Consider the following 19,195-nt stretch of genomic DNA (forward strand, 5'->3'; position numbering starts at 1 on the left):
CAACACCCGACTGAATGGGCAGCTTTTCCTACAATGGGGTAAACTGCCGCGTCTTCACACCTATAACGACTCGCCTGATGCCCACGACGTTTCAAGAGATCCCCCGCGAACGCCCGGTCACGCCGTTGCTGGACCGCGCCGACACGCCCGCCGGCCTGCGCCGGCTGGCCGAAGCCGACCTGGAGACCCTGGCCGACGAGCTGCGCCAGGACCTGCTCTATACCGTTGGGCAGACCGGTGGGCATTTTGGTGCGGGCCTGGGCGTCATCGAGCTGACGATCGCCCTGCACTACGTCTTCGACACCCCGGATGACCGGCTGGTGTGGGACGTCGGCCACCAGGCCTACCCGCACAAGATCCTCACCGGCCGGCGCGAGCGCATGCTCAGCCTGCGCCAGAAAGACGGCATCGCCGCCTTCCCGCGCCGCAGCGAGAGCGAGTACGACACCTTCGGCGTCGGCCACTCCAGCACCTCGATCAGCGCCGCGCTGGGCATGGCCATCGCCGCTCGCCTGCAGAACGACCCGCGCAAGTCGATCGCGGTGATCGGCGACGGCGCGCTGACCGCCGGCATGGCCTTCGAGGCGCTGAACCACGCCCAGGAAGTCAACGCCGACATGCTGGTGATCCTCAACGACAACGACATGTCGATTTCGCGCAATGTCGGCGGCCTGTCCAACTACCTGGCCAAGATCCTCTCCAGCCGCACCTACGCGAGCATGCGCGAAGGCAGCAAGAAAGTGCTGTCGCGCCTGCCCGGCGCCTGGGAAATCGCCCGCCGCACCGAAGAGTACGCCAAGGGCATGCTGGTGCCGGGCACGCTGTTCGAGGAGCTGGGCTGGAACTACATCGGCCCGATCGACGGCCACGACCTGCCGACCCTGATCGCCACCCTGCGTAACATGCGCGACCTCAAGGGCCCGCAGTTCCTCCACGTGGTGACCAAGAAAGGCAAGGGCTTCGCCCCGGCCGAGGTCGACCCGATCGGCTACCACGCCATCACCAAGCTGGAGCCGGCCGACAAGCCGGTCGCGCCGAAGAAGGCCAGCGGCCCGAAATACGCCTCGGTGTTCGGCCAGTGGCTGTGCGACATGGCCGCCGCCGACAATCGCCTGGTGGGCATCACCCCGGCGATGAAGGAAGGCTCGGACCTGATCGACTTCAGCGAACGCTACCCGGAGCGCTACTTCGACGTCGCCATCGCCGAGCAGCACGCGGTCACCCTGGCCGCGGGCATGGCCTGCGAGGGTGCCAAGCCGGTGGTGGCGATCTACTCGACCTTCCTGCAACGCGCCTATGACCAGCTGATCCACGACGTGGCGGTGCAGGACCTCGATGTGCTGTTCGCCATCGACCGCGCCGGCCTGGTCGGCGAGGACGGCCCGACCCACGCCGGTGCCTACGACCTGTCCTACCTGCGCTGCATCCCCGGCATGCTGGTAATGACCCCGAGCGACGAGAACGAGCTGCGCAAGATGCTCAGCACCGGCCACCACTACAAGGGCCCGGCCGCCGTGCGTTATCCACGCGGCACTGGCCCCAACGCGCCGATCAGCGGCGACCTGGAGCCGCTGGAAATCGGCAAGGGCGTGGTCCGCCGCCAGGGTGGCAAGGTTGCCCTGCTGGTGTTCGGCGTACAGCTGGCCGAAGCCCTGCAGGTAGCCGAGCAGATCGATGCCACCGTGGTCGACATGCGTTTCGTCAAGCCACTGGACGAGGCGCTGGTGCTGGAAATGGCCGCCAGCCATGAGTTGCTGGTGACTATCGAAGAGAATGCCATCATGGGTGGCGCCGGCGCAGCGGTGGGCGAGTTCCTCGCCCGCGAAGCGGTGGTCAAGCCGCTGCTGCACCTGGGGCTGCCGGATATCTATGTCGAGCATGCCAAGCCTGCGCAGATGCTGGCGGAGTGCGGGCTGGATGTGGCTGGGATCGAAGCCTCCGTCAAAGCCCGAATGGCCAAGCTAGGCCTGTAAGGCCATATCGCGGGGCAAGTCGCGGCGGTGCGCCGATGCGACTTGCCCCGTGATCGCAATGGAACTGCCCCATGAAGATCCGCGCCCTTCCCCTGCTCTGCCTCCCCGCCGCCGCCCTGGCCGCCGAACCCTCTCGCGATGACGCCCTGAAGCTCCCCGACGTGCTGATCAGCGCCAGCCGCCAGGTCGAGTCGCGTACCGCCACCAGCGCCGCCAACACGGTGTTCACCCGTGCCGACATCGACCGCCTGCAACCCAGCAGCGTCACCGATCTGCTCGCCCGCGTGCCCGGCGTGCAGGTCGCGCCCACCGGCGGTCGCGGCAGCCTGCCGGGCATCTTCGTGCGCGGCACCAAGGCCGCGCAGACCCTGGTGCTGGTTGATGGCGTGCGCATCGCCAACACCACCTCCGGCGACAGCGGCCTGCAGTTTCTCGGCATCGACCAGATCGAACGGGTGGAGGTGCTGCGCGGTTCGCGCTCGGCGGTTTACGGCAGCGACGCCATCGGCGGGGTGATCCAGATCTTCACCCGGCGTGGCGAGGGCCAGGGCCTGCAACCGCGCCTGCGCCTGGCAACCGGCAGCAACCAGACCTGGCAGCGCAGCCTGGGCCTGTCCGGTGGCGATGGCGCGACCCGCTTCAACCTCGGCGCCAGCCTGGACGAGACGGCCGGCATTGATTCGACCGGGCCGTCGTATGCCAGCGATGGCGACCATGATGTTTATCGCAACCGCTCGCTGAACCTGAGCTTGAGCCACACCTTCAACGAGCGCTTCGAAGCGGGCTTGAACCTGCTCGACAGCCGTGGGCGCAGTGAATACGACAATCCTTATGGGCGGCTGGATGAATCCACCTATCTGAGTTATCCACAGCAGCCCTACACCGATTTCAGTGTCAGCAGCCTAGGCACCTGGTTCGACGCCCAGCTAAGCGACACCTGGCACTCCAGGTTGGAACTTGGCCACAGCGAAAACCGTGACGACAAGCGCGACAAGATGAGCGACGAGCGCTTCATCTACAACACCTACCGTGATCAGGTCACCTGGCAGAACGACTTCACACTCGACGAGCGCAACCAGCTGATGCTGGGTGGCGACTGGTACCAGGATCGCTTCCACGGTACGGCGAACTTCAGCGAGGACAGCCGCTGGAACCGCGCAGCCTTCGCTCAATATCGCTTTGCCGGGGACAGCTTCTCGAGCGAACTGGGTGTACGCCAGGACCGTAACCAGCAATTCGGCGACCAGACCACCTGGAATGCCAGCCTCACAGTCCCGCTGAACCCTCGCAACGACGTGCTGCTCTCCTACAGCGAAGGCTTTCGCGCCCCGACCTTCAACGATCTCTACGATGTGAAGTACGGCAACCCGGACCTGCGCCCCGAGCACTCGAAAAGCTACGAACTGCAATGGCGCAGCCAACTGGCCAGTGAGACACGGCTGGAAGCCTCGCTGTATCGCACCGACCTGCGCGACGCAATCAACTACGACCCCGAGCGCAGGCGACCCGGCAATGTCGAAAACGCGCGAATCAATGGCATGGAACTGTCGCTGCAGCAGGAATGGGCCGGCTGGACCTCTCAGCTGGGCCTGAGCCTGGTCGACCCGCGTGACCGGGAAAGCGGCCATACCCTTCAACGCCGCGCTCGTCGCACGTTGAGCCTGGATGTGGATCGACAATTTGCTCGCTACAGCGTGGGCGCCAGCTGGCAGGCTGTCAGTGGCAGCTACGACGATCCGTCCAACAACCGGCGCATGGGGGGCTATGGGTTGCTCGGCCTACGTGGCGGCATGGCCCTGACAGACGAGGTGAGGGTGGATCTGAAGCTGGACAACCTGCTGGACAAGCAATACAGCCGCGTCCTCTACAGCTACGACGGCAGTTGGCACGGTTACCGCGAAGAAGGACGCACCTGGCTGTTGAGCCTTACCTGGACACCGGCGCTCTAGCATCGAGCAACGCACACAGCCGAGCAGTCGCCTCGATCATCTGCCCGCTGGGCCGCTCCAGGCCTTTGTCCGGCACCACCAGCAAGCGCTCGCCTTTCACGGCGCTCAGCCGCGGCCAGTTGCGCCAACTGGCCAGTTGCGCCTCATCGCCCGCCAGGATCACCTCGGGGTCGCGCAGCAGCACCGACTCCACGCTGACCTGCGGGGCGGGCTGGGCCAGATCGTCGAACACATTGCGCGCCCCGCACACGCGCAAGGCGTCGCTGACCACCTGACTCCCACCCAAGGTGTACAGCGGCTTGTCCCAGACCTGGTAGAACACCCGCAGCGGCGCCTCACGCCGGTAGCGGTCGCGCAGCCCCTGCAACCGCTCACGCAGGCTGGCGGCATAGGCGCGGCCTTGCTGGTCACGGCCAATACGTTGGGCGATGGCTTCGATCTGGTCGATCAACTGGTCGAGGTTGCCGGGCTCGCCGCTGAACGTGGCGATGCCCAGGCGCCTGAGCTGGTCGCGCTGGGCCGGCGGCACGCTGCCGGGCCACAGCAGCAAGAGGTCGGGCTCGAGGCTTAACAGACGCTCCATGTCGAGCTGGCCATGGCGGCCGACGGAAGGCAACCGGGCCAGCGCCGGCGGACGCTCGCCGCCATCGAGCACACCGACCAGCAACTCGCCGGCTCGTAGCTCCAGGACAATCTCGGTCATCGACGGCGCCAGGCTGACCACCCGCGGCGCGGCCTCGGCCACGGCGCCGAGACACAGCAGCAAAAACCCGGCGAACAGCGCCCGCATCAGCCGAGCTGGCGTGGGATGCGATAGAGGTACAGCAGCACCACGGTGGACAGGGCGAGGAGAATCTGCGGTACCGCCTCCAACCCGACCAGCACCGACAGCGCGGCAACCCAGGCCGGGAAGCAGGCGAACAGCATGGCCAGGCGGCGCACGCGGGCCAGCTCGATCCAGGCCGCCGGTTCTTCGGCGCAGCCCAATACCTTGTCGGTGGCGATCAACGCCCGCTTGTACGCGCTGAAGCGCGGCAGGCTGAGGAACATGCTGGCGGCACCGGCGATGAACAGCGGCATGGCCAGCACCGGGATCAGCGCCTCGCCGTCACCAAAGGCCCAGGCCATCACCGGCAGCGGCAGCAACCCCACGGCCAGGTACTGCCACCAGGCCAGCGCCAGCCGCCGCTTCACCTCTGTGCGAGTCACGCCTGGGGCACCTCGCCCTGGTGCTTGTTGCCCATCATGTGCCCGAGCTTGTCGGCCTTGGTGGCCAGGTACAGGCGGTTGTGCGGGTTGTGGCCAGTGTGCAGCGGTACGCGCTCGGCGACCTTGATGCTCATGTCGGTCAGGGCCTTTACCTTGCGCGGATTGTTGGTCATCAGACGCAACGACTTCACGCCCAGGTGCTCGAGCATCGGCAGGCACATGGCGTAGTCACGCTGGTCGGCGGCGAAGCCCAGGCGCTCGTTGGCCTCGACGGTGTCGGCACCGCCGTCTTGCAGTTCGTAGGCGCGGATCTTGTTCAGCAGGCCGATGCCACGGCCTTCCTGGCGCAGGTACAGCAGTACGCCACGGCCTTCACGGGCGATGGCCTGCAATGCGGCCTCCAGCTGCGAGCCACAGTCGCAACGCTGGCTGAACAGCGCATCGCCAGTCAGGCACTCGGAGTGCAGACGCCCCAGCACCGGCTCGCCGTCGGCGATATCACCCAGGCTGAGCACCACGTGCTCGCGGCCAGTGGCTTCGTCGAGGAAGCCATGCATGGTGAAGGTCGCAAAGGGAGTCGGGAGTTTCGAGGCGGCAACAAAGACGACGGGCACGTTGTGCTCCTGGGCAGTAGGATTTTTCAGATCGGTCGATTGTATCAGCAGCCCGGCGCAGGTGCGCAGGAGGAATATCGTGGCTTAAGATCGAAAAGTTAGATGCATATGGCCGCACACCGGCCCCTGCGGGAGCGGACTGCGGGGCATTTATTGATGAGGCAGGTGATCAGCCGTAAACGGATAAGGCTGCTTCCAGCGCTCGAAGATCGGCTTCAGCTCGCCGCTGCGCACCAGTTGCTCCATGCGCCGGTCGAACAGGTCGCGCAGGACCTTGCCCTGTTCACTGTGGGTGAAGGCCAGGTACAACGGCAGCTCGGCGACGTGGGTGCGGCGAAAGCGCGTGGCATCGGGCGCCTGGCCAAGCACATAGTCGACCTCGGCGAGCGCATCGATGTAGAAGTCGACCCGGTCATGCTCGAGCATCGGCAGGATGCCCTCGCGACGCTGGATCTCGCGGAAGTTGTGGACCTCGGGCAGATAGCTGGCGTAGTCGTAGCCGCGCACCCAGGCCAGCCGGTACTGGCCGATGGTCTCGAGCGTTGGCACCGGCTTGTCGACCAGGCCCAGGGCATAGATATGGTCCTGGTCGAAGTACCACTGTGGATACAGGTTGTCGGCGTTCTCTTCCTTGTAGGAGCCGACCCAGGCATCCGCCTCGCCGCGTTTCACCAGACCGACGGCGCGGCTGTAGGGCGCGCTCTTGACCACGACCTTGACCCCGGCCGGCTCGAACACCTTGCGCAATACGTCCCAGGCCAGCCCGGTGCCATCGGCATTGGTGTAGTCGACCCACGCCTCGCTGACCAGACGCACCTGCGCCGGCGCCTCCTGGGCCATCGCACCCGGCCCCGCGACCAACAGCATCGATGCCAGCACCACAGCCTTCAGGCCCATCGCAACGCTCCCTGTATCAGGCCACCGCCCACACCAGAACCTGCATGCCCAGCCAGGCGAACACGCCAGCCAGGATATCGTCGAGCATGATGCCGAACCCGCCATGCACATGGCGGTCGACCCAGCGGATCGGCCACGGTTTGAGGATGTCGAAGAAGCGGAACATCAGGAACCCCGCCAGCAGCCACTGCCAACCTTCCGGCACCAGCCACAGGGTGATCCACATGCCGACGATCTCGTCCCAGACAATGCCCTCATGGTCGTGCACGCGCAAGTCGTTGGCCACCTTGCCGCACAACCACACGCCGAACAGCATGCTGATGCCCAGCAACAGCCAGTAGCCCCAGTCGGGCAGCATCTGCCACAGCGGGATGAACGGCAGCGCCACCAGCGAACCCCAGGTCCCCGGCGCCTTGGGCAGGGTGCCCGAGCCGAAGCCGAAGGCGATGAAGTGCCACGGGTTGCGCCAGACCGAAGGCGGAACGAACTCCGCAGGCACCTGGTTGGGGTGGTCGGTCACGGTGTCTCCCTGAAATGTTGATAGCCCCGTTGCACGGGGGTGATGTCCTGGCCTTGCGGGTCACGCAAGGTCACGCCCTGGCCTTCCAATACACGACCGATGACGTGCACCTCGCGGACCAGGGCGGTCAGTGCGCTTTCCGGCACGGTGAACGCCAGCACGTAGTCGTCACCACCGGTGAGCGCTGCCTGCAAGGCCGCTTCTCGACCGAGGAAAGCCTGTAAAGGAGCAGACACGGGGACCTGCGCCAGGTTCACCTGCAGCGCAACACCGGACGCCTTGGCGATATGCCCGCAGTCAGCCAGCAGGCCGTCGGAAATATCCAGCGCCGCCGTGGCCAGGCCGCGCAGGCGCTCGCCCAGTTGCAGTTGCGGCAAGGGCGACCAGTAATGCTCGAGCAATGGCCCGGCCACATCGGCAGCCGCCTCGCGTTCGCCCAGTACCAGCGGCAAGGCCCCCGCCGCGTTGCCCAGGAAACCACCGACACACAGCAGGTCGCCCGGCTGCGCGCCGCTACGGCGCAGCGCCTGGCCGGTCGGCACCCGGCCGAACACGGTCACGGTGATGCTCAACGGGCCGCGTGTAGTGTCGCCACCGATCAGGCTGATACCGCAGCGCGCGGCCATGCGGCCGAGGCCGTCGGCAAAGCCGGCAAGCCATTGCGCGCCGACCTGGGGCAAGGTGAGGGCAAGGGTGAAGCCGATGGCCGTGGCGCCCATGGCCGCCAGGTCGCTGACCGCCACGGCCAGCGCGCGCTGGCCGAGCAGCAACGGGTCGCAGACTGCGGGGAAATGCACACCGGCCACGAGCGTGTCGGTGGAGATCGCCAGCTGCTCGCCGGCAGGCAGGTCCAGCAGGGCACAGTCATCGCCGATCCCCAGGGCCACGCCCTCGCCGCCCTGCGCACAGGGCGCGGCGGCGAAGTAGTGACGGATCAGCTCGAACTCACCCATGGCTGGTCAGCGCCGCGATCAGCGCTTGTTCGCCTTGACTTCCGCCTCACGCAGACGCGGAGCCAGCTTGTCGAGCACGCCGTTGACGAACTTGTGACCGTCGGTGGCGCCGAAGACCTTCGCCAGTTCCACACCTTCGTTGATGACCACGCGGTACGGTACGTCGGCGCGCATCATGAACTCCCAGGTGGACAGGCGCAGCACGGCCAGTTCGACCGGGTCGAGCTCTTCCAGTGGCGTGTCCAGGCAAGGCTTGAGCGCCTCGTCGATCTCGGCCTTCTTCGCTGGGACCCCGTGCAGGATCTCGCGGAAGTAGGCGCCGTCGATATCGGTGAAATCGTTGTCGACCCGGAACTGCGCTTCGACCTCGTTCAGCGAATGCTTGGCCATGTGCCACTGGTAGAGCGCTTGCGTGGCGAGCTTGCGGGCTTCGCGACGCTTGGCGCTCTTCGAGGGCTTGCCGGCATCCGCGGGTTTTGGATCGCGCGGGTTGAAACGATCGCTTTCGTCGCTAATCACTTGGCCTCCAACTGCGCCAGCAGGCTGACCATTTCCAGAGCGGACAGGGCAGCTTCGGCACCTTTGTTGCCGGCCTTGGTGCCGGAACGCTCGATGGCCTGTTCGATGGAGTCGACGGTCAGTACGCCGAAGGCCACCGGAACACCGAACTCCATGGACACCTGGGCCAGGCCCTTGGTGCACTCGCCCGCCACGTATTCGAAGTGCGGGGTACCGCCACGGATCACCGCGCCCAGGGCGATGATTGCGTCATAAGCGCCCTGCTGGGCGACTTTCTGTGCCACCAGCGGGATTTCGAACGCGCCCGGGGCACGGATGATGGTGATGTCGCTTTCGCTGACGCCGTGGCGTACCAGGGCATCGACTGCACCGCTTACCAGGCTTTCGACGACGAAGCTGTTGAAGCGGCCAACCACCAAAGCATAGCGACCTTTGGGGGCGATGAAGGTACCTTCGATGGTCTTCAGGGTCATTCCGGAGTTCTCATCTTCAAGAGCGAGGCCGCGCTGTGGCGGCCTCGGGAGGGTTTTGACTCGAGCTTAAGGGCGATCAGGCCGCCTCAAGTCACTCGGAGGGCACGTATTCTACAACTTCCAGATCGAATCCGGATATCGCATTGAACTTCATCGGCGAACTCATCAGGCGCATCTTGCGCACACCGAGGTCGCGCAGGATCTGCGAACCGGCACCGACGGTGCTGTAGGTGGTGGGTGCCTTGGGCTGCGCATCGCCCGCGCTTTCGCGGATGTGCGCCAGCAGCACGTCGCCGTCCAGCGGGTGGCCCAGCAGCAGGACCACGCCGCTGCCGGCCTCGGCCACCGCGGCCATGGCCGCGCGCAGGCTCCAGCGCCCCGGCTGCTTGACCAGCAGCAGGTCGCGCAGCGGGTCCATGTTGTGCACCCGTACCAGGGTCGGCTCTTCGGCGCAGATCTTGCCCAGTGTCAGGGCCATGTGCACGTCGCCTTCCACCGCGTCACGGTAGGTGACCAGGTTGAATTCGCCCAGCTCGCTCTCGACCGGTTGCTCGGAAACGCGCTGCACGGTGCGCTCGTGGATCATGCGGTAGTGGATCAGGTCGGCGATGGTGCCGATCTTCAAGCCATGCTCGGCAGCGAACACTTCCAGCTCGGCGCGACGCGACATGGTGCCGTCGTCGTTCATCACCTCGCAGATCACCCCGCTCGGCTCGAAACCGGCCATGCGCGCCAGGTCGCAGGCGGCCTCGGTATGGCCGGCGCGGGCCAGGGTGCCGCCGGGCTGGGCCATCAGCGGGAAGATATGCCCAGGGCTGACGATGTCCTCGGCCTTGGCGTCCTTGGCCGCGGCGGCCTGCACGGTACGGGCGCGGTCGGCGGCGGAGATGCCGGTGGTGACGCCTTCGGCGGCCTCGATCGACACGGTGAACTTGGTGCCGAAGCCCGAACCGTTGCGCGGCGCCATCAGCGGCAGCTTCAGGGTTTCGCAGCGCTCGCGGGTCATCGGCATGCAGATCAGGCCACGGGCGTGCTTGGCCATGAAATTGATGTGCTCGGGCAGGCAGCATTCGGCTGCCATGATGATGTCGCCTTCGTTCTCGCGGTCTTCGTCATCCATGAGGATGACCATTTTGCCCTGGCGGATGTCTTCGACCAGTTCTTCGATGCTGTTGAGCGCCACGCGGCACCCCCTTCTCAATCAGGATTTCAAGAAGCCGTTGGCGGCCAGGAAGCTTTCGGTGATGCCACTGCCTTTGCTCGGCTCGGCGGCCTTGTCGCCCAGCAGCAGACGCTCCAGGTAACGGGCCAGCAGGTCGACCTCAAGGTTCACCCGACGCCCTGCTCGGTAGTCGGCCATGATGGTTTCGGACAGGGTGTGCGGGACGATGGTCAGCTCGAACTCGGCGCCATCGACTTCGTTGACCGTCAGGCTGGTGCCGTCGACGGTGATCGAGCCCTTGTGGGCGATGTACTTGGCCAGCTCCTTGGGCGCACGCACGCGGAACTGGATGGCGCGGGCGCTATCGGCGCGCGAGACGATCTCGCCGACACCGTCGACGTGGCCGCTGACCAGGTGGCCGCCCAGGCGGGTGGTCGGGGTCAGGGCCTTTTCCAGGTTGACCCGGCTGCCGCTCTTGAGGTCGACCATGGCCGTGCGCTTGAGGGTCTCGACGCTGACGTCGGCCCAGAAGCCGTCGCCGGGCAGCTCGACGGCGGTCAGGCACACGCCGTTGACCGCGATGCTGTCGCCAAGCTTGACGTCGGCCAGGTCGAGCTTGCCGGTCTCGACATAGACGCGCACGTCACCGCCCTTGGGGGTGAGGCTGCGGATGGTGCCGATGGATTCGATGATGCCGGTGAACATGCTGTTCTCCTCAAGTACGGGCTGCGCGAAGCAAGCCAGGCATTATACGCCGGGGGCCGGCAGGGGGATGGCAGTGACTCGCCAGTCATCGCCGACCGCGCGCATGTCGGTAATCTTCAGCCGCGGCGCCTCGCTCATTTTCGACAACGGCCAGTCCAGCAGCGGACGGGCATCGGAGCCGAGGAAGGTGCCGGCGACGAACAACTGGTACTCGTCGACCAGGCCCTGGCGGGCGAAGGCACCGACCAGGCCGGCGCCGGCTTCCAGGAGGATTTCGTTGACGCCGCGCCCGGCCAGCACCCGCAGCAGGGCCGGCAAGTCGACGCGGCCGTCGCTGCCGGGCAGGTCGAGCAACTCATGGCCGGCGGCGGCATAACGAGGGTCCTCGCCGGCGGCGGTCACCACCAGCGCCGGGCCGGCCTGGAAGAACGGCGCGTCCAGTGGCAGGCGCAGGCGCCCGTCGATCAGCACGCGCAGCGGCGGGCGCGACACGGCCAGGGCGGTGAGCGCCTCATCCAGGCCCAGTTCCTCGCCACGCACGGTCATGCGGGCTTTGTCGAACAAAACACTCTCGGCGCTGGTCAGCACCACGCTGGACCGGGCGCGCAGGCGCTGGACCGCGGCACGGGCGGCGGGGCCGGTGATCCACTGGCTCTCGCCACTGGCCATGGCAGTACGACCGTCCAGGCTCATGGCCAGCTTGGCGCGCACGAATGGCAGGCCGTGCTCCATACGCTTGAGGAAGCCTGGGTTGAGGGCGCGGGCCTCGGCTTCGAGCACCCCGCTGGCAACCTCGATGCCGGCCTCGCGCAGACGGCGCAGGCCATTGCCGGCCACTTGCGGATTGGGGTCCTGCATGGCCGCCACCACCCGCGCCACCCCGGCGTTGACCAAGGCTTCGGCGCACGGCGGCGTGCGCCCATGGTGGCTGCAGGGCTCGAGGGTGACGTAGGCACAGGCACCTCGGGCGCGCTCGCCGGCCTGGCGTAGGGCGTGGACCTCGGCGTGCGGCTCGCCGGCACGCACATGCCAGCCCTCGCCAACCACCTCGCCATCGCGCACGATCACGCAGCCCACGCGCGGATTGGGGTGGGTGCTGTACAGGCCCTTGCGGGCCAGTTCCACGGCCCGGGCCATGTAGTGGGCGTCGAGAATGGCTTGGCTGGACATGCTTACTCTTTGGCTGGCTCGCGGGCCAGGCGGTCGATTTCTTCGCGGAATTCGTCGAGGTCCTGGAAACGTCGGTAGACCGAGGCGAATCGGATGTAGGCCACTTCGTCGAGCTTGCGCAACTCGGCCATCACCATCTCACCGACCACCAGCGACTTCACTTCGCGCTCGCCAGTGGCACGCAGGCGGCTCTTGATGTGCGCCAACGCCGCTTCCAGGCGCTCGACGCTGACCGGGCGCTTTTCCAGCGCGCGCTGCATGCCGGCGCGCAGCTTGTCTTCATCGAAGGGCTGGCGCGTGCCGTCCTGCTTGATCAGCCGCGGCAGCACCAGCTCGGCGGTTTCGAAGGTGGTGAAACGTTCGCCGCAGGCGACGCACTCGCGACGGCGACGCACCTGTTCGCCCTCGGCGACCAGGCGCGAGTCGATGACCTTGGTGTCGTTGGCGCCGCAAAACGGACAGTGCATGGTGGCAGGCAACAAAAAAAGGGAGGGCCATGGTAGCGCATTGCACTGGCAAGACAAGCCAAAGGGGTTACCATCCATGCAAATCTGCCCGTGAAGGACGACCCCATGTACCCTCGAGCGCTCGTCGTGCTGTGTTGCGCCGCCCTGCTCGCCGCCTGCGGCAGCGACCGCCCCAAGCCGGAACAAGCCCCGGCGCCGGTGCCGGCCAAGGTGGCAAAGAAGACCGAACCCCTGGGCCCGCTGCCGGCCTACCAGCGCGAGCTGAGCGGTACCCTGATGGAAATCCCGGCAGGTGCCGATGTGGAGCTGGCCCTGCTGGTGATCGACGAGCGTGGCCGCCCGCAGCAACTGCTGGCCAGCAGCACCCTGAGCGGCACCGGCCAGGCCCTGCCCTACCGCCTGCGCTTCAACCCCGAAGCCTTCCCGGCCGGCGCGCGGGTCGAACTGCGCGGCCGCGCCAGCCGCTCCGGGCAACTGATCCTGCACCTGCCTCCGGTGCCCATCGCCCAGGCCCAGACCCAGGCCACCGGCCCGCTGCGTTTCGAAAAGGCACCGTAGATGGCCCCGCTGGCCCTGCAACAGGCCTTGAGCGGCCTGATCGGCGAAGCACGCCTGATCGTCAGTGAACTGCCCGAATGCGACCTGAAGCTCTGGTTGATCGACGACCAGAACATGGATCGCGCATTCAGCAGCGAGGAAACCCGGCGCATTCTCGAAGATCCACCCTACTGGAGCTTCTGCTGGGCCAGCGGCCTGGCCATGGCGCGCTACCTGGCCGAGCAGCCGCACTGGGTGCGTGGCAAGCGCGTGCTGGACTTCGGCGCTGGCTCCGGCATCGCCGGGATCGCCGCCGCCCGGGCCGGCGCGCTGGAGGTGGTGGCCTGCGACCTCGACCCGCTGGCCCTGGACGCCTGCCGCGCCAACGCCGCACTGAACGGCGTGACGCTGGGCTACAGCCGCGATTTCTTCGCCGAGGACGACCGCTTCGACCTGATTCTGGTCGCCGATGTACTGTACGACCGCGCCAACCTGCCGTTGCTGGACGCATTCCTCAGCCGTGGCCGCCAGGCGCTGGTGGCCGACTCGCGGGTGCGCGATTTCAGCCATCCGCTGTACCGCCCGCTCGGCGTGCTGGAGGCGCTGACCCTGCCGGATCTGGCCGAGCCGCACGAATTCCGCCGGGTCAGCCTGTACCACGCCAGCCGCGAGCCCTTATAGTGGGGGCATTCACGGATTTGCGAGAGTTGCGATGAGCCAAGCGCCAGTTAACCAAAGCCTGCCCTATATCTTCGATGCCACCGATGCCAACTTCCAGCAACTGGTCATCGAGAACTCCTTCCACAAGCCGGTACTGGTCGACTTCTGGGCCGAATGGTGCGCGCCGTGCAAGGCGCTGATGCCGCTGCTGGCGAAGATCGCCGAGGGTTACCAGGGCGAGCTGCTGCTGGCCAAGATCAACTGCGACGTCGAGCAGCAGATCGTCGCCCAGTTCGGCATCCGCAGCCTGCCGACCGTGGTGCTGTTCAAGGATGGTCAACCGGTCGATGGTTTTGCCGGCGCGCAGCCCGAGTCGGCCATCCGCGCCATGCTCGAACCCCATGTGCAGATGCCCGCGCCGCCCGCCGCCGCGCCGCTGGAGCAGGCCAAGGCACTGTTCGCCGAAAGTCGCTTCAGCGAGGCCGAGGCCCTGCTGCAGGTGCTGCTGGGTGAAGACAACAGCAATGCCGAGGCGCTGATCCTCTACGCCCGCTGCCTGGCCGAGCGCGGCGAGCTGGGCGAGGCCCAGGTGGTGCTCGACGCGGTCAAGACCGACGAGCACAAAGCCGCACTGGCCGGCGCCAAGGCCCAGCTGACCTTCCTGCGCCAGACCGCCAGCCTGCCGGAAGCCGCGGAGCTGAAGAGCCGCCTGGCGCAGAATCCGCAGGATGACGAAGCAGCCTACCAGCTGTGCATCCAGCAGTTGGCACGCCAGCAGTACGAGGCCGCGATGGATGGTCTGTTGAAGCTGTTCCAGCGCAACCGCGCCTACGAGAACGGCCTGCCACAGAAGGCGCTGCTACAGGTGTTCGAGCTGCTGGGCACCGAGCATCCGCTGGTCAGTGTGTACCGCCGCAAGCTCTCTTCCGCGTTGTTCTGAGGCTGCTGGGGCTGCTATGCAGCCCCTCATCCCACCCAGCGATACACCGGCGCATCCACGCCACTTTCCACCTTCACCTCACTGCTATGGCGCAACCGCACCAGCAGCCGCTTGCCTGCCGCCACGCTTCCGGCCAAACCTTCCAGACGCTCCAGCAGCTCCGGACCACCCATCTGACCCGCCTGACGCAGCACTTCACGCGCCGCCGCCCACTGTCCATCATCCTGTCGGGGTACGGGGCTGGCGCTGACCGGCGCTGCTTCCACCGGCGCCTGGGCATCCATCCTACGCCCCAGCTGCGCCCATTCATGCGGCTCCAGTTCGACAGTCAGGTCCACCGGCCACTCGCCGATCTGTCCACGAATTATCACGATTATTTCCTTGTTTCCAGGCTCGATTGCGCCATGCTCCCACGAACATGAAACCTGTGCCAGGCAGGCTGGCGGCGCAAATAAAAATTGTTATAACATCACAAATTCATCCCAAGCCGCCTGTGGAGCCGTCCATGCGTCGTCTGTTGCTCGCCCTGCCCTTCGCCCTGCTTCCCCTGGCCGTGGCCCATGCCCACGACGATCACGACCATGACCACGATCACGATCACGCCCATGGCACCCTCGGTGCCCATGAGCACGGCGTGGCCAAGCTCAACGCGGTACTCGACGGCAACGTCCTCGAGCTGGCGCTGGACAGCCCGGCGATGAACCTGGTCGGCTTCGAACACGCCGCCAGCAGCGACGCCGACAAAGCCAAGGTCGCCGCCGCCCGCCAGCAGCTCGAACAACCCCTGAAGCTGTTCGCCATCGCCCAGGCCGCCGGTTGCAAGGAGGAGGCCCAGGAGCTGGAAAGCCCGCTGTTCGGCAATGCCCCCGAAGCTGGCGGCGAGGCGCACCAGCACGCCGACATCAATGCCCATTACCAGCTGACCTGCGCCACCCCGGGCAAACTCACCCAGATAGACCTCGGCCGCCTGTTCAAAACCTTCCCGCAAACCCAGAAGATCAACGTGCAACTGATCGGCCCGAATGGCCAGAAAGGCGTGGAAGCCACCCCCGCCAAGGCCGTGGTCGAGTTCTGAATGAGCCAGCCGCTGATCGAACTGCATGACCTGGTGTTCGCCTGGCCTGGCCAGGCGCCGCTGCTGGAGATCCCGGCGTTTCGCCTGGAGCCCGGCGAGGCGTTGTTCCTCAAGGGTCCCAGCGGCAGTGGCAAGACCACCCTGCTCGGCCTGCTGGGCGGGGTCAACCGCCCAGGCCAGGGCAGCATCCGCCTGCTCGGCCAGGACTTGGCGACCTTGGGCCAGGGCGCACGCGACCGCTTCCGGGTCGATCACACCGGCTACATCTTCCAGCAGTTCAACCTGTTGCCGTTCCTCTCGGTGCGCGAAAACGTCGAGCTGCCCTGCCGCTTCTCGAAAAGCCGTGCCGCTCGCGCCGCCCAGCGCCATGGCAGCATCGACCAGGCCGCTGCCCAGTTGCTCGCCCACCTGGGCCTGGACGACCCGGCCCTGCTCGCCCGCCGCGCCGACAGCCTGTCGATCGGGCAGCAGCAGAGGGTCGCAGCGGCCAGGGCGCTGATCGGCCAGCCCGAGCTGGTCATCGCCGACGAGCCGACCTCGGCCCTCGACGCCGACACCCGCGAGGCGTTCATCCGCCTGTTGTTCGACGAATGCCGCGACGCCGGCGCAAGCCTGCTGTTCGTCAGCCATGACCAGAGCCTGGCGCCGCTGTTCGACCGCCACCTGTCCCTGGCCGAGCTCAATCGCGCCGCCAAGCCCCGGGAGGCCTGATGTACCTGCTTCGCCTTGCCCTGGCCAGCCTGGCCAACCGCCGTTTCACCGCCCTGCTCACCGCGTTCGCCATCGCCCTGTCGGTGTGCTTGCTGCTGGCCGTCGAGCGAGTACGCACCGAAGCCCGCGCCAGTTTCGCCAGCACCATCAGCGGCACCGACCTGATCGTCGGTGCCCGTTCGGGGTCGGTGAATCTGCTGCTGTACTCGGTGTTCCGCATCGGCAATGCCACCAACAACATCCGCTGGGACAGCTACGAGCATTACGCCAAGGATCCACGGGTGAAGTGGGCGATCCCGATTTCACTGGGCGATTCGCACCGTGGCTACCGGGTGATGGGTACCAGCGCCGACTACTTCAGCCATTACCAGTTCGGTCGCCGCCAGCACCTGGCACTCGACCAGGGCCGGGCGTTCGCCGACGATCCGTTCGAAGTGGTGCTGGGCGCCGAAGTCGCCGAGGCCTTGCACTACAAACTGGGTGACAAGCTGGTACTGGCGCACGGCGTGGCCGCCATCAGCCTGGTCAAGCACGACGACAAGCCCTTCACCGTGGTCGGCGTGCTCCAACGCACCGGCACCCCGGTGGACCGCACTCTGCACATCAGCCTGGCAGGGATGGAAGCGATCCACATCGACTGGCACAACGGCGTCCCGGCCCGTGGCGCCGGGCGCATCAGTGCCGAGCAGGCCCGCGCCATGGACCTGCAGCCCACCGCCATCACCGCCTTCATGCTCGGGCTCAACAGCAAGATCGCCACGTTCAGCCTGCAGCGCGAGATCAACGAGTACCGTGCCGAGCCCCTGCTGGCGATCCTGCCCGGCGTGGCCCTGCAGGAGCTGTGGAGCCTGATGGGCACGGCCGAGCAGGCATTGTTCGTGGTGTCGCTGTTCGTTGTGCTCACCGGTCTGATCGGCATGCTCACGGCCATCCTCACCAGCCTCAATGAGCGCCGTCGGGAGATGGCCATCCTGCGTTCGGTCGGTGCCCGTCCCTGGCATATCGCCGGGCTGCTGGTGCTCGAGGCACTGGCCCTGGCATTGTCGGGCATCGCCACCGGGCTTGGCTTGCTGTATGCCGGCATTGCCCTGGCGCAGGGCTATGTGCAGGCCAACTACGGGCTGTACCTGCCATTGGCCTGGCCAAGCGCCCATGAGTGGACGCTGCTGGCTATCATCCTTGGCGCGGCGCTGCTGATGGGCAGCGTGCCAGCCTGGCGTGCCTACCGGCAGTCGCTGGCCGATGGCCTGTCGATTCATCTTTGAGAACCTTCATGACCGCGACGTCCATGGACAACAGGCAGGCCCCCACTGCTTGGCATTACCTGTTACTGGCAGTGGTTTTGCTGGCATCCACGGTGTGTGCCGCCGAACCTCGTGAACTGGACTGGCCCGCGCTGATCCCCGAGGGCGCGCCGATCATCCCGCCGCAGCTGACGCCGCTGCACGACCTGTCGCAGATCAGCGACGCGCTGGCTGCCGAGGCCGCCCCCGCCGCGCGCCAGCAGGCACCCAACGCACCGGTGGTGAAGGCCTTGGACGGCCAGCCCGTGAAGATCCCCGGCTACATCGTGCCGCTGGAGGTCAGCGACGAAGGCCGCACCACCGAGTTCCTCCTGGTGCCCTACTACGGCGCCTGCATCCACGTGCCACCGCCACCCTCGAACCAGATCGTGCACATCTTCAGCGAGATGGGCGTGCGTATCGAAGACCTCTATCAACCCTACTGGATCGAAGGCACGATGCAGGTCAAGGCGTCCAGCAGCGAGCTAGCCGATGCGGGCTACCAGATGGAAGCCGAGAAAATCTACGCTTATGAGCTGAAGTGAGAACTGTGCACGCCCGTTTGAAGAGGCTTCGTTGAGCTGGGTCAAACTTTCTGTTTAGTCAGCTTCGTACCATTGGACTACTCGATTACTCACGTCCTCTGGGAGCTTCCATGAACAAGTCCTTGCTCAGTGCCTCGCTCGTCGCGTTGGCGCTCGCAGCCCCTGTTGCCCACGCCCACCAGGCGGGGGATTTCATCCTCCGCGCCGGCGCCATCACCACCGCGCCGAACGAAAGCAGCGGTGACATCAAGCTCGATGGCGCCAAAGTCTCGGGCACCAAGGCGACCCTGGACAGCGACACCCAGCTGGGCCTGGCCTTCGCCTACATGCTCACCGACCACATCGGCCTGGAACTGCTGGCCGCCACGCCATTCCAGCACAAAGTCGGCGTCAAGGGCCTCGGCCCAGGCCTGGATGGCAAGCTGGCCGACATCAAGCAGTTGCCTCCGACCCTGTCGCTGCAGTACTACCCGATGGAGCCAAGCTCCAAATTCCAGCCCTACGCTGGCGTGGGCATCAACTACACGATGTTCTTCGATGAAGACCTGAGCAGCAACCGCAAGGCCCAGGGCTTCAGCAACATGAAGCTGAAGGACTCGGTAGGCATCGCCGGCCAACTGGGCATGGACTACATGCTCACCGACAACCTGCTGCTCAACGCCGCGGTCTGGTACGTCGACATCGACACCAAGGCCAGCATCGATGGCCCGAGCGCCCTGGGCGTCGGCAAGACCAAGGTCGACGTGGACGTCGATCCATGGGTCTACATGGTCGGCATCGGCTACAAGTTCTGATCCGCAGGCAAGCCCGTTCCTTCTGGAGCGGGCTTGCCC

At 66.3% G+C, this 19,195-nt stretch carries 23 protein-coding genes; 10 read left to right on the plus strand and 13 right to left on the minus strand.

Annotated features, from left to right (window positions below; all coding sequences use genetic code 11):
• Window positions 1-77 precede the first annotated feature (77 nt).
• A complete protein-coding gene (gene dxs, locus AC3WL2_RS11960; RefSeq protein WP_102683818.1) occupies window positions 78-1,973 on the plus strand; it encodes a 1-deoxy-D-xylulose-5-phosphate synthase in 1,896 nt (631 codons plus the stop codon).
• Window positions 1,974-2,044: 71 nt separating this feature from the next.
• The gene (locus AC3WL2_RS11965) at window positions 2,045-3,922 is read left to right on the plus strand and encodes a TonB-dependent receptor plug domain-containing protein (protein ID WP_102690673.1); all 1,878 of its coding nucleotides are present in this window, start codon (window positions 2,045-2,047) and stop codon (window positions 3,920-3,922) included.
• On the opposite strand, the gene AC3WL2_RS11970 is transcribed toward AC3WL2_RS11965, so the two are convergent.
• The 12 genes from AC3WL2_RS11970 to nrdR all read right to left on the minus strand — a co-directional run bounded on the left by AC3WL2_RS11970 (window position 3,900) and on the right by nrdR (window position 12,611).
• Entirely contained in the window at window positions 3,900-4,712 is an 813-nt protein-coding gene (locus AC3WL2_RS11970; RefSeq protein WP_102683820.1) for a cobalamin-binding protein, read from the minus strand. The two genes, AC3WL2_RS11965 and AC3WL2_RS11970, sit on opposite strands and share 23 nt — an antisense overlap.
• Window positions 4,712-5,131 carry an MFS transporter gene (locus AC3WL2_RS11975; protein WP_102683821.1) on the minus strand — a complete coding sequence of 140 codons (420 nt, stop codon included), beginning with the start codon at window positions 5,129-5,131 and terminating at the stop codon, window positions 4,712-4,714. The genes AC3WL2_RS11970 and AC3WL2_RS11975 overlap by 1 nt, the downstream gene beginning before the upstream one ends.
• A complete protein-coding gene (gene ribA / locus AC3WL2_RS11980; RefSeq protein WP_023631163.1) occupies window positions 5,128-5,745 on the minus strand; it encodes a GTP cyclohydrolase II in 618 nt (205 codons plus the stop codon). The genes AC3WL2_RS11975 and ribA overlap by 4 nt, the downstream gene beginning before the upstream one ends.
• Window positions 5,746-5,895: 150 nt before the next feature.
• The gene (locus AC3WL2_RS11985; RefSeq protein ID WP_102683822.1) at window positions 5,896-6,642 is read right to left on the minus strand and encodes a substrate-binding periplasmic protein; all 747 of its coding nucleotides are present in this window, start codon (window positions 6,640-6,642) and stop codon (window positions 5,896-5,898) included.
• A 16-nt stretch (window positions 6,643-6,658) separates the two neighbouring features.
• Window positions 6,659-7,162, minus strand: a complete 504-nt coding sequence (locus AC3WL2_RS11990; RefSeq protein WP_023632630.1) for a phosphatidylglycerophosphatase A family protein — start codon at window positions 7,160-7,162, stop codon at window positions 6,659-6,661.
• Window positions 7,159-8,115: a thiamine-phosphate kinase gene (gene thiL / locus AC3WL2_RS11995; RefSeq protein ID WP_102683823.1), complete on the minus strand. Its 957-nt coding sequence runs from the start codon at window positions 8,113-8,115 to the stop codon at window positions 7,159-7,161. Before thiL ends, AC3WL2_RS11990 begins: the two co-directional genes overlap by 4 nt.
• Before the next feature lie 18 nt (window positions 8,116-8,133).
• Window positions 8,134-8,634 carry a transcription antitermination factor NusB gene (nusB, locus tag AC3WL2_RS12000; RefSeq protein WP_046857317.1) on the minus strand — a complete coding sequence of 167 codons (501 nt, stop codon included), beginning with the start codon at window positions 8,632-8,634 and terminating at the stop codon, window positions 8,134-8,136.
• Window positions 8,631-9,107 carry a 6,7-dimethyl-8-ribityllumazine synthase gene (ribH, locus tag AC3WL2_RS12005; protein WP_003255395.1) on the minus strand — a complete coding sequence of 159 codons (477 nt, stop codon included), beginning with the start codon at window positions 9,105-9,107 and terminating at the stop codon, window positions 8,631-8,633. The genes nusB and ribH overlap by 4 nt, the downstream gene beginning before the upstream one ends.
• A 91-nt stretch (window positions 9,108-9,198) precedes the next feature.
• Window positions 9,199-10,290, minus strand: coding sequence for a bifunctional 3,4-dihydroxy-2-butanone-4-phosphate synthase/GTP cyclohydrolase II (gene ribBA / locus AC3WL2_RS12010; protein ID WP_102683824.1), 1,092 nt, complete (start codon window positions 10,288-10,290; stop codon window positions 9,199-9,201).
• 18 nt (window positions 10,291-10,308) lie between these two features.
• Window positions 10,309-10,974, minus strand: coding sequence for a riboflavin synthase (locus AC3WL2_RS12015; protein ID WP_102683825.1), 666 nt, complete (start codon window positions 10,972-10,974; stop codon window positions 10,309-10,311).
• Between the two features lie 42 nt (window positions 10,975-11,016).
• Window positions 11,017-12,144 (minus strand): bifunctional diaminohydroxyphosphoribosylaminopyrimidine deaminase/5-amino-6-(5-phosphoribosylamino)uracil reductase RibD, encoded by a 1,128-nt coding sequence (ribD, locus tag AC3WL2_RS12020; RefSeq protein WP_102683826.1) that lies wholly within the window; start codon window positions 12,142-12,144, stop codon window positions 11,017-11,019.
• A 2-nt stretch (window positions 12,145-12,146) separates the two neighbouring features.
• Window positions 12,147-12,611: a transcriptional regulator NrdR gene (gene nrdR, locus AC3WL2_RS12025; RefSeq protein WP_009685710.1), complete on the minus strand. Its 465-nt coding sequence runs from the start codon at window positions 12,609-12,611 to the stop codon at window positions 12,147-12,149.
• A 105-nt stretch (window positions 12,612-12,716) separates the two neighbouring features.
• Here nrdR and AC3WL2_RS12030 point away from each other — a divergent pair, with 105 nt between their 5' ends.
• Genes AC3WL2_RS12030 through trxA form a run of 3 tightly spaced genes read left to right on the plus strand, consistent with a single transcriptional unit; the run spans window position 12,717 to window position 14,748 of the window.
• The gene (locus AC3WL2_RS12030; protein WP_038707256.1) at window positions 12,717-13,169 is read left to right on the plus strand and encodes a YbaY family lipoprotein; all 453 of its coding nucleotides are present in this window, start codon (window positions 12,717-12,719) and stop codon (window positions 13,167-13,169) included.
• Window positions 13,170-13,829: a class I SAM-dependent methyltransferase gene (locus AC3WL2_RS12035; RefSeq protein WP_102683827.1), complete on the plus strand. Its 660-nt coding sequence runs from the start codon at window positions 13,170-13,172 to the stop codon at window positions 13,827-13,829.
• 31 nt (window positions 13,830-13,860) lie between these two features.
• Entirely contained in the window at window positions 13,861-14,748 is an 888-nt protein-coding gene (gene trxA / locus AC3WL2_RS12040; protein ID WP_102683828.1) for a thioredoxin, read from the plus strand.
• A gap of 26 nt (window positions 14,749-14,774) precedes the next feature.
• Here trxA and AC3WL2_RS12045 read toward each other — a convergent pair whose 3' ends face one another.
• Window positions 14,775-15,119 carry a hypothetical protein gene (locus AC3WL2_RS12045; RefSeq protein WP_102683829.1) on the minus strand — a complete coding sequence of 115 codons (345 nt, stop codon included), beginning with the start codon at window positions 15,117-15,119 and terminating at the stop codon, window positions 14,775-14,777.
• Window positions 15,120-15,253: 134 nt separating this feature from the next.
• Here AC3WL2_RS12045 and AC3WL2_RS12050 point away from each other — a divergent pair, with 134 nt between their 5' ends.
• The 5 genes from AC3WL2_RS12050 (at window position 15,254) to AC3WL2_RS12070 (ending at window position 19,156) form a co-directional block, all read left to right on the plus strand.
• The gene (locus tag AC3WL2_RS12050) at window positions 15,254-15,823 is read left to right on the plus strand and encodes a DUF2796 domain-containing protein (RefSeq protein ID WP_102683830.1); all 570 of its coding nucleotides are present in this window, start codon (window positions 15,254-15,256) and stop codon (window positions 15,821-15,823) included.
• Window positions 15,824-16,534, plus strand: a complete 711-nt coding sequence (locus AC3WL2_RS12055) for an ABC transporter ATP-binding protein (protein ID WP_046857325.1) — start codon at window positions 15,824-15,826, stop codon at window positions 16,532-16,534.
• Complete coding sequence (locus AC3WL2_RS12060) at window positions 16,534-17,799, plus strand: ABC transporter permease (RefSeq protein WP_102683831.1); 1,266 nt, start codon at window positions 16,534-16,536, stop codon at window positions 17,797-17,799. The genes AC3WL2_RS12055 and AC3WL2_RS12060 overlap by 1 nt, the downstream gene beginning before the upstream one ends.
• 8 nt (window positions 17,800-17,807) lie before the next feature.
• Window positions 17,808-18,362, plus strand: coding sequence for a DUF3299 domain-containing protein (locus AC3WL2_RS12065; protein WP_371918107.1), 555 nt, complete (start codon window positions 17,808-17,810; stop codon window positions 18,360-18,362).
• Between the two features lie 110 nt (window positions 18,363-18,472).
• Complete coding sequence (locus tag AC3WL2_RS12070; protein WP_046857328.1) at window positions 18,473-19,156, plus strand: OmpW/AlkL family protein; 684 nt, start codon at window positions 18,473-18,475, stop codon at window positions 19,154-19,156.
• The last annotated feature ends 39 nt before the right edge of the window (window positions 19,157-19,195 follow it).

It is taken from the genome of Pseudomonas sp. FW305-96 (assembly GCF_058783825.1).